This window comes from Chloroflexota bacterium, assembly GCA_016235055.1.
Lineage (GTDB): Bacteria > Chloroflexota > Anaerolineae > JACRMK01 > JACRMK01 > JACRMK01.
This window is the reverse complement of the sequence record JACRMK010000029.1, coordinates 25460-34649: the sequence shown is the minus strand read 5'-3', so window position 1 is coordinate 34649 and position 9190 is coordinate 25460. Positions and strand designations below refer to the sequence as shown.

Below are 9190 nucleotides of genomic sequence, written 5' to 3'. Positions count from 1 at the left end.
TCTGCTGGCGGAGGACGAGTGGCACGTGTATTTCTGCCAGCATGCGCTGGGCAGCCTCAATCTACGCACGCACAGCACCACTGGCCATGTAACCTATGTCCCCGAACGAGTGTAAACCATGTCTCCGGTCCATACACTTTGCTGGGGGGGGGCGAGATTCTAAGGGGAGGTGCGCGGCGGCTGCGCCGCCGCGCACCTCCCCGTTAGCTTTTCCCCTGCTCCCCCGCGCGCGCGGGGGAGCAGGGGCCAGGGGATGAGGGGGCATACTGGCGGCCGACTCCAAAATGAGAATTGCTGGCGACAGGCAGGCTTTGACAACCGTTGACCTCCATGTTATCATCGGCACGTTGAGCTATTGAAGCCAAGTTAACTTGCTGCAACTCCCTCAGACCACAGGATTCGCTGGCGGTCTTTTTTTTGAGCCGAAATACATGAGTTCAGATCCCGAAAACGATCGAGATAAGCTGCGCAGTCGTGTACGCGGCGACACGCTGCGCGGCTCGCACCCGGCTGATCGGGTGATCCGCCACCAGCGCAACCCGTACGCGGCCGTGCCGATGGCCAATGTGCTGAACTGGCTGGTCGGCACGCCGATCGCCACGTCGCGCGCCATGCACGAGCGACTGACCAAGGTCAAGGCACTGGCCGTCTTCTCGTCGGACGCCCTCTCCTCGGTCGCGTACGCCACCGACGAGATCCTCTATGCCCTATTACTGGCCGGCCCAGTCGTGCTCTCCAGCTCGGTGCCAATTGCGCTGGCGATCGGCGCTTTGCTAATCGTGGTCGCAGCGTCCTATCGCCAGACGATTCACGCCTATCCGAACGGCGGCGGCTCGTACATCGTCGCCAAAGACAACCTCGGCCCAGTGCCTGGGTTGACCGCCGGCGCCGCCCTGTTGATTGACTATGTGCTGACCGTGGCCGTAAGCATCTCCTCTGGTGTCCTGGCTATTACCTCGGCGTTTCCAAGCCTAGAAGTCTTTCGTGTCGAGATCGCGCTTGGCTTTTTACTGTTCATCACGCTAGCCAACATGCGTGGGTTGCGCGAGTCGAGTAGCATCTTTATGCTACCTACATATGCGTTTATCATATCCATTTTCTCGATGATCGCTGTGAGCTTGTACCGTTACTACGGTCTTGGGCTCACACAGCCAGCGCCCACCGACAACATCTTTCCAAGCGAAGTCACAATGCAGATTGGAATCTTCCTTCTGCTGCGCGCGTTCGCCGCCGGCTGCACCGCGCTGACCGGTGTGGAAGCGATTTCCAACGGCGTTCCAGCCTTTCGCCCCCCTGAATCGAACAATGCAGCCCGCACGCTGGTAGTCATGGTGATGATGCTCACTATAATGTTTCTTGGCATCACCTGGCTGGCGAACATCTACCACACGATCCCGCAAGCCGACCACGAATCGACGCTGTCGCAACTGGCGCGCACGGCGTTCGGCGACGGTCCGCTCTACCTGTTCGTGCAGGTTTCGACGATGCTGATCCTGGTGCTGGCCGCCAATACGTCGTTCGCCGACTTTCCGCGCCTGTCGGCCATTATTGCGCGCGACGGCTACCTGCCGCACCTGTTTATTCGCGTCGGCCAACGGCTCGTGTTCAGCACCGGCATCATGGTGCTGGCGCTGTTCTCGGCTACGCTCATCATCGTCTTCGACGCCAGCACGCACAACCTGATTCCGCTGTACGCCGTCGGCGTCTTCCTGTCGTTCACGCTCTCGCAGGCCGGCATGGTGCGTCACTGGTGGAGACTGCGCGGTCCCGGCTGGCGACGGAGCATGATCGTCAACGGAACCGGCGCCACCGCAACCGCGGTCGTGACATTGGTCATCGTCGAAGCGAAGCTGATCGAGGGCGCATGGGTCGTCGTGTTGCTCATCCCGGCGATGGTATTCGTCTTCCTGGGCATCAAGCGTCACTATGATGCCTTCCAGTCACAAATCATGCTCAAGGATACGCAGCCGATCGAGACGACCAACATCGTCATCGTGCCCGTGGCGCGCGTCGATCAGGCGACGGCGCGCACCATGTCGTTCGCGCGCACGATTGGCGGCAGCCTGACCGGCGCGTTCGTTTTCACGGAGGCGGCCGAGGGCGAGCGCATGATGAAGGAGTGGCAGGCGGCGCACATCGACGCGCCGCTGAAGCTCATCGCCTCGCCATTCCGCTCCGTCGTCGGGCCGCTGCTCAAATACATCGAGTCCGTCGGCCAGGACAACCCGAATGCCACCATTGTGGTGGTGCTGCCGGAAATTGTGCCGAAGCACTTCGCCCACCTGGTTCTGCATAACCAAACCGCACAACTGATCAAGCTTTCGCTGCTGTTCCAGCGCAAGCGCATCGTTGTCAGCGTGCCGTTCCATTTGGAATCCTGATCATCCCCATGAAAAGCATTTCGCACATCCTCGTGCCGATCACCGGCAAACCCGGCGACGAAGACGCGCTGCAGGTCGCGTTTGCATTCGCCCGCAAGAGCAAGCTCAAGGTCACGGCCGTGCACGTCGTCGAAGTCAGGCGCTCGCTGCCGCTGGATACCGACTTGCCTTCCGAAACCTCGCAGGGCGAGCAGTTGCTTGAACGTATTGAGGAACTGGCGCAGCACAACGGCTGCCCGATTGAAGCCGAGTTGCTGCAGGCCCGCTCGGCCGGCGCGGCGATCGTGGACACCGCCGACCACCTCAAAGCCGACCTGATCATCATGGCCCTGCCCTACCGCTCGCGCTTCGGCGAGTTTCACCTGGGCGAAACGTCGAACTACATTTTGAATCACGCCACCTGCCGCGTCTGGCTGGTGCGCGACCCCTACGATACCTCCATGGAGCCGGCTGCATGAAAATCGTCATCCTCGGACTCAGCCGCTTCGGCATGCAGTTCGCCGCGCTCGCGCTGGCATCGGGCCATCAGGTCGCACTGATCGACCGCAACCCGGCCGCATTCAACAAGCTGCCTGACAGCTTCGGCGCGACACCCGTGCTCGGCTCCGGCATTGACGAAGACGTAATGCGCAAGGCCGGCGTGGACCGCGCCGACCTGTTCGTGGCGGCAACCGACAGCGACAACACCAACCTGATGGCGGCGCAGGTGGCCAAAGTGGTCTTCAACATCAAGCGCAGCATCGCCCGCGTGCACGACCAGAACAACGCCGACACCTTCAACGCGCTCGGGATGATTGAGACGATCTGCCCGACGTACAGCGCGGCGCGGGCGCTCGAACAGACGCTGCCGAAGGGCTAAGGAGCAAACGCATGTACGCTGTGATTGTGGGCGGCGGCAAGGTCGGGTATTACCTGTCCAAGGCGCTCGTTTACGAGGGTCACGAGGTGCTGGTGCTGGAACAGGAAGGCAATCGCGCCAAGGTAATCAACGAAGAACTCGGTTCCGTGACCATGCGCGGCGATGGCTGCGACATCCTGACACTGGAAAAAGCCGGCGTCGCGCGCGCCGATGTGGTGATTGCGGCCACCGGCGACGACGAGATCAACCTCGTCGCGTGCCAGATCGCCAAGGCGCGTTTCAAGGTGCCGCGCACCATCGCGCGCATCAACAACCCGAAAAACGAGGCAATCTTCAAGAAGCTGGGCGTTGACGCCACGGTCAGCACCACGGACGCGATCCTGACGCGCATGCAGGAAGAGCTGCCGAGCGAATCGCTCGTGCACCTCTCAAGCCTGCGCGGCGTGGGCGCGGAAGTGATCGAGTTGACGGTAGGCCCGGGCGCGCCGGCCGCGGGCCGCACGCTCAAAGAGATCCAGCTGCCCGACGACGCGATTGTCGCGATGGTCATCCACCAGGGCGAGGGTATCGTGCCGGGCGGATCGACTGTGATCGAAGCGGATGACGAGTTGGTGGTCGTCACTGCACTGCGCAGCGAGGAACGCGTCCGCAAGCTCATCAGCGGCAGCTAGCCTCGAACGCATGCCACAAGGGACGACCCGCGTCGTCCCTTTTTCGTTTGCCCGCCCGTATGGCCCGCAGGCGCACATTTCCGGGAGGCTCGACCATGGACTTGCCCCTAATCTATCCGACGACCCGCCGCTCGAATCAGAGCGACGACTACCACGGACAGACGGTTGCCGATCCGTACCGCTGGCTGGAAGATGCCGACGCGCCCGAGACGGCCGCCTGGATCGAGGCGCAGAACCGGCTGACGTTCGAATACCTCGCCAGCATCCCGGCCCGCGAGCGCATCCGCCGGCGCATGACCGAGTTGTGGGACTACCCGAAGATGTCGGCGCCGTTCCGCAAGGGCAACCGGACATTTCAATTTCGCAACAGCGGCCTGCAGAACCAGGACGTGCTGTACGTGCTGGAGCAGCCGGGCGAAGCGCGCCGGCTACTCGACCCGAACACGCTGGCCGCCGACGGCACCGTGGCACTGAACACGTTCGCCGTCAGCGAGGACAGCGCATGGCTGGCCTACGCCACGGCCGCCAGCGGTTCGGACTGGCTGACATGGCGCGTGCGCAACGTCGTCACCGGCGCCGACCTGCCTGACGTACTGGAGTGGAGCAAGTTCTCCGGCGCGGCCTGGCGGCACGATGCCAGCGGCTTCTATTACGCCCGCTACGCGGCGCCGGCCGCAGGCCAGGCGCTGGCCCAGGCCAACTACGACCAGAAGCTGTATTTCCACCAACTCGGCACGCCACAGAGCAGCGACGCGCTTGTGTACGAGCGCCCGGATCACCGCGAATGGGGCTTCCGTCCGGTCGTCAGTGATGACGGCCACTACCTGGTCGTGCATGTCTGGCAGGGTACCGACACACGCAACCGCGTCTTTTATCGCGACCTGCACGGCGACGGCGGCATGGTCGAGCTGATCCCCGACCTGACGGCCGCGTTCCTGTTCATCGGCAACGACGGCACGCGTTTCTACTTCCGCACCGACGCCGGCGCGCCGCGCAGCCGCATCGTCAGCATCGACATCGCACAGCCGGAGCCGGAGCGCTGGCAGACGATCGTGCCGGAGAGCGCCGACCGCCTGGAAAGCGTCACACTGGCCGGCGGGCGCTTCGTCTGCACCTATCTGCACGATGCGCATCACCGGCTCGTCGTGTATGCGCGCGACGGGCAACTGGAGCGAGAGATCGCCCTGCCCGGCATTGGCGCACTGCTCTCCGTCAGCGGCGAGCGCGAACACGACGACCTGTTCTACGCCTATCACTCGTTCACAACGCCGCCGACCAACTTTCGCTTCGACCTCGCGCGCGGGGCCACCGAGCTGATCGAATCGCCTGCGGTCGAGTTCGACGCCGGGGCGTATGTCACGCGCCAGTTGTTCGCCACCAGCCGCGACGGCACGCGCGTGCCGATGTTCGTCACGCACCGCAAGGATCTGGCGCCGAACGGCAGCCACCCGACCCTGCTGTACGGTTACGGCGGCTTCGACATTTCCGTCACGCCGGCGTTCGCCGTGACACGCCTCGTCTGGCTGGAGATGGGCGGCGTGTTCGTCTCGGCCAACCTGCGCGGCGGCGGCGAGTACGGCGAGGAGTGGCATCGCGGCGGCACGCTGGAAGGCAAGCAGCACGTCTTCGACGACTTCATCGCCTGCGCCGAGCACCTGATCGCGCAGAAGATCACCTCGCCCGCGAAGCTCGCCATCCACGGCCGCTCGAACGGCGGCCTGCTGATCGGCGCGTGCCTAAACCAGCGCCCGGAGCTATTCGGCGCGGCGCTGCCCGCCGTTGGCGTGATGGACATGCTGCGCTTCCACAAGTTCACCATCGGGTGGGCGTGGGTCAGCGACTACGGCTGCGCCGACGACCCGGAGCAGTTCAAGGCGATCTACGCATACTCGCCGCTGCACAACCTGAAGCCGGGCGTCTGCCACCCGCCGACGCTGGTGACCACGGCCGACCACGACGACCGCGTGGTGCCGGGCCATTCGTTCAAGTACGCGGCGGCGCTGCAGGCAGCACAGGGCTGCAGCGCACCGGTGCTGATCCGTGTGGATACCAAGGCCGGTCATGGCGTCGGCAAACCGACCGCGCTCGTCATCGGCGAGTACGCGGACAACTGGGCCTTCGCCGCGCACGCGCTGGGCATGACCGGATGACAAGGTGACGGGATGACAAGATGACATGATGACGGGAGGATAGGTTTACAAGTTGATATGTTGGCGGGGTGAAAAACAGCGACCGGATGACGCGCTTGCGGCTGTCATCCGGTCGCTGTTGTTCACGTTGTCACTTTGCCACCGTGTCATCCTGTCACCCTGTCATCTTGTCATCCTGTCGCGCCTTACGGCAGGCGGTTGAACCAGAGCAGGGACAGCATTCCGGCGAGGAGAGAAACAACAATCGCCGACGCCGTAAACAAGAACGTGATCTCCGTCTTTTCGGTGCGCACAACCGTCGACGTGCCAAGCCGGTCGTAAATGTTCTTCAGGTCTGTCTCGGTCGAAGCGCGGTAGTAGTCTCCATCGGTCAGGTCCGACATCTGCTTCAGCGTCGACTCGTCCAGCCGCGTGCGCACGGCGCGCCCCTGGATACGCAGCAGCACCCCGTCCGGGCTGCCGACGCCGACCGTGTACACACGCACGCGCCGGTCAGCGGCCAGCCGCGCAACCTCAACCGGATCGGGGCCGACGTTGCTCTCGCCGTCCGTCAGCAGCACCACAATGGCAGGCGCGTACTCGCCCGGCGGCAGCTTCGGCAACGCAGGCGCCGGCGTCACAGGCGCGCCGGGCCCGCCGCGCCCGCCCTGCGGCGCCTCGATCGCCTGCGCCATATTGGTCTGGAAGATCGCGTCGAGCGCCGAAGCCAGCCCGCGACCGACCGCCGTTCCGCGCTGTGGCTGCAAGCGGTTGATAGCCGACAGCACCGGCTCCTTGTCCACCGTTGGCGACTGCACGATTGCCGCGTTGTCCGTGAACGACACCACGCCGATGCGCACGCCCTGCGGCTGGCGCTCCACAAAGCGCGTTGCCGCCTCCTTCGCCGCCTCCATGCGCGTCGGCTGCATATCCTCGGCCTGCATACTGCCCGACACATCGATCACCAGGATGACCGTGCCCTCCTGGCGCGGCACAATAATCGTCGACTCCGGCCGTGCCAGGCCGACGATCATCGCGGCCACCGCCAACAGGAACAGCGCCGGCGGAATATGCCGTTTGATGCCCGGCCCCTTGCCCAGCGCATCTTTCACCAGCGACAAGCTGGCGTACCGGATCGCATACGCGCTGCGCCGCCGCTGCGACCAGACGTACAGCGCGACCAGCACCGGCAACACCAGCAGGAACCACAACATACCCGGCCACAAAAACGACATACGCTCTCCCCCCCGCCCTACTTGGCCCCCCAACGCCGCTGCTTGCGCATCGCCGCGAACCCCAGGATGGCCCGCACCATGTCATCCTCAGTGGACAGCGGCAGCGTGTCCACGCTCAAGCGGCGCAACGTCGCGTTCAGTTCGTACTCCCGCTTGCGCGCCGACTCGGCGAAGCGCTTGCGGAACTTCTTGTCCGATGTGTTGATATGCAGCTGCTCGCCGGTTTCAGCGTCCTCGACTATAATCGGCCCGATGTCAGGCAGTTCCACCTCGCGCGGATCCCACACGCGTACTGCCAGCACCTCGTGGCGCGCCGTCAGCGCCTTCAGCGACGCCTCCCAGCCCGGCGCGCTGATGAAGTCCGAGATGACGAAGATCAGTGAGCGGCGCTGGATGGTGCGCCCGGCCGACTCGACCAGTGCCGACAGGTCGGTCAGCGGCGTGCGCTGCGCCTTCGGATACTTCAGCACGTCGTTCAGCATGCGCAGGACTTGCACTTTGCCGCTGTGCGCCGGGATCACCAACTGGCCCTGCCCACCGAAGCAGATCGCGCCGACGCGGTTGCCGTGGCGCGTCAACAGCCGCGCCATGACCGTCATGAAGTTGATCAGCAGGTCGCGCTTCAGCAGATTGACCGTGCCGAAATCGACCGACGGGCTCAGGTCGAGCAGGAACCACGCCGTGATCTCACGGTCTTCGTGGTACTGGCGCACATAGGGATGATCCATGCGCGCCGTGACGTTCCAGTCGATGTACCGGATATCGTCCTCGGCCTGGTACTCGCGCACCTCGGCCAGGTCGAGCCCGAAGCCGTAGAACAGTGTGCGGTAGTTGCCCTGCAGCAGGCCGTCCAGCCGGCGGACGACGTGCCAGTCAAGACGCTGCAGCAGGCGCTCAGGCGCTGGCTGGGACATTATCGAGCGGCACCACGGGAATCGGAATGCGCGTCATGATCTTCTTGATCAGGGCGTCGGCGTTCACTCCGTCGGACAGCGCCTCGTACGACAGCACCATACGGTGCCGCATCACGTCGTACGCCATGTCGAGGATGTCCTGCGGCAGCACATAGCCGCGGCCGCGCACGTAAGCGAGTGCGCGCGCCGTCAGTATCAGATTGATCGACGCGCGCGGACTGGCGCCGTAGGTGATGTAGCGCTGCAGGTCCGGCAGTCCGTATTGCCCCGGCTGGCGCGTCGCGGAGACGAGACGCACCGCGAACTCCATTAGCATCGGGTCGGCGTACACCTTGTCAACCTGCTGCTGCAGCAGAATCAGGTCCTCGGCGTGCATGACCATGTTGACGTCTTCCAGCGTGCCGGTCATGCGCTGCACGATCACGAACTCCTCGGTGGCCGACGGATAGTCGACTACCACCTTCATCATGAAGCGGTCGACCTGCGCCTCGGGCAGCGGGTAGGTGCCCTCGGTCTCGATCGGGTTCTGGGTCGCCAGCACCAGGAACGGCGCCGGCAGCTTGAACGTGTCGCGGCCGATCGTCACCTGACGCTCCTGCATCGCCTCCAGCAGGGCGCTCTGCACCTTGGCCGGTGCGCGGTTGATTTCGTCCGCCAGCAGCAGGTTAGTGAATACCGGGCCGAGCGCGGTGTTGAACTCGCCGGTGCGCTGGTTGTAGATGCGCGTGCCGACCAGGTCGGCCGGCACCAGGTCCGGCGTAAACTGAATACGCTGGAACTTGCCGCCGATCGACTGCGATAGCGACTTGATCGCCATCGTCTTCGCCAGGCCCGGCACGCCCTCGACGAGGATGTGCCCGCGCGCCAGCAGCGCCACCAGCAACCGCTCGAGCAGGTGGTCCTGCCCGACGATCACTTTCTTGACTTCGAACAGCACCTGCTCCATGGACGCGGCGCCCGCCGGACGCTCGTCTTTCTTCTCGATGGTCATGAAGGTCTCC

Annotated in this window: 8 protein-coding genes; 5 read left to right on the top strand and 3 right to left on the bottom strand. The window is 64.2% G+C overall.

Features of this window, described 5'->3' with window-relative positions; translation table 11 throughout:
- The first annotated feature begins 557 nt into the window (after window positions 1–557).
- The 5 genes from HZB53_07525 to HZB53_07505 all read left to right on the top strand — a co-directional run bounded on the left by HZB53_07525 (window position 558) and on the right by HZB53_07505 (window position 6061).
- Window positions 558–2381 carry an APC family permease gene (locus tag HZB53_07525; protein ID MBI5877485.1) on the top strand — a complete coding sequence of 608 codons (1824 nt, stop codon included), beginning with the start codon at window positions 558–560 and terminating at the stop codon, window positions 2379–2381.
- Window positions 2382–2389: 8 nt separating this feature from the next.
- Window positions 2390–2839 (top strand): universal stress protein, encoded by a 450-nt coding sequence (locus HZB53_07520; protein MBI5877484.1) that lies wholly within the window; start codon window positions 2390–2392, stop codon window positions 2837–2839.
- Window positions 2836–3240: a TrkA family potassium uptake protein gene (locus HZB53_07515; GenBank protein MBI5877483.1), complete on the top strand. Its 405-nt coding sequence runs from the start codon at window positions 2836–2838 to the stop codon at window positions 3238–3240. The genes HZB53_07520 and HZB53_07515 overlap by 4 nt, the downstream gene beginning before the upstream one ends.
- An 11-nt stretch (window positions 3241–3251) precedes the next feature.
- Window positions 3252–3911: an NAD-binding protein gene (locus tag HZB53_07510; GenBank protein MBI5877482.1), complete on the top strand. Its 660-nt coding sequence runs from the start codon at window positions 3252–3254 to the stop codon at window positions 3909–3911.
- Between the two features lie 95 nt (window positions 3912–4006).
- Window positions 4007–6061, top strand: coding sequence for a S9 family peptidase (locus HZB53_07505; protein MBI5877481.1), 2055 nt, complete (start codon window positions 4007–4009; stop codon window positions 6059–6061).
- 185 nt (window positions 6062–6246) lie between these two features.
- Here HZB53_07505 and HZB53_07500 read toward each other — a convergent pair whose 3' ends face one another.
- Genes HZB53_07500 through HZB53_07490 form a run of 3 tightly spaced genes read right to left on the bottom strand, consistent with a single transcriptional unit; the run spans window position 6247 to window position 9180 of the window.
- Complete coding sequence (locus HZB53_07500; protein ID MBI5877480.1) at window positions 6247–7275, bottom strand: VWA domain-containing protein; 1029 nt, start codon at window positions 7273–7275, stop codon at window positions 6247–6249.
- Between the two features lie 17 nt (window positions 7276–7292).
- Entirely contained in the window at window positions 7293–8189 is an 897-nt protein-coding gene (locus HZB53_07495; protein ID MBI5877479.1) for a DUF58 domain-containing protein, read from the bottom strand.
- On the bottom strand, window positions 8170–9180 hold the full coding sequence (locus tag HZB53_07490) for an AAA family ATPase (protein ID MBI5877478.1): 1011 nt from the start codon (window positions 9178–9180) through the stop codon (window positions 8170–8172). Before HZB53_07490 ends, HZB53_07495 begins: the two co-directional genes overlap by 20 nt.
- Window positions 9181–9190 lie beyond the last annotated feature (10 nt).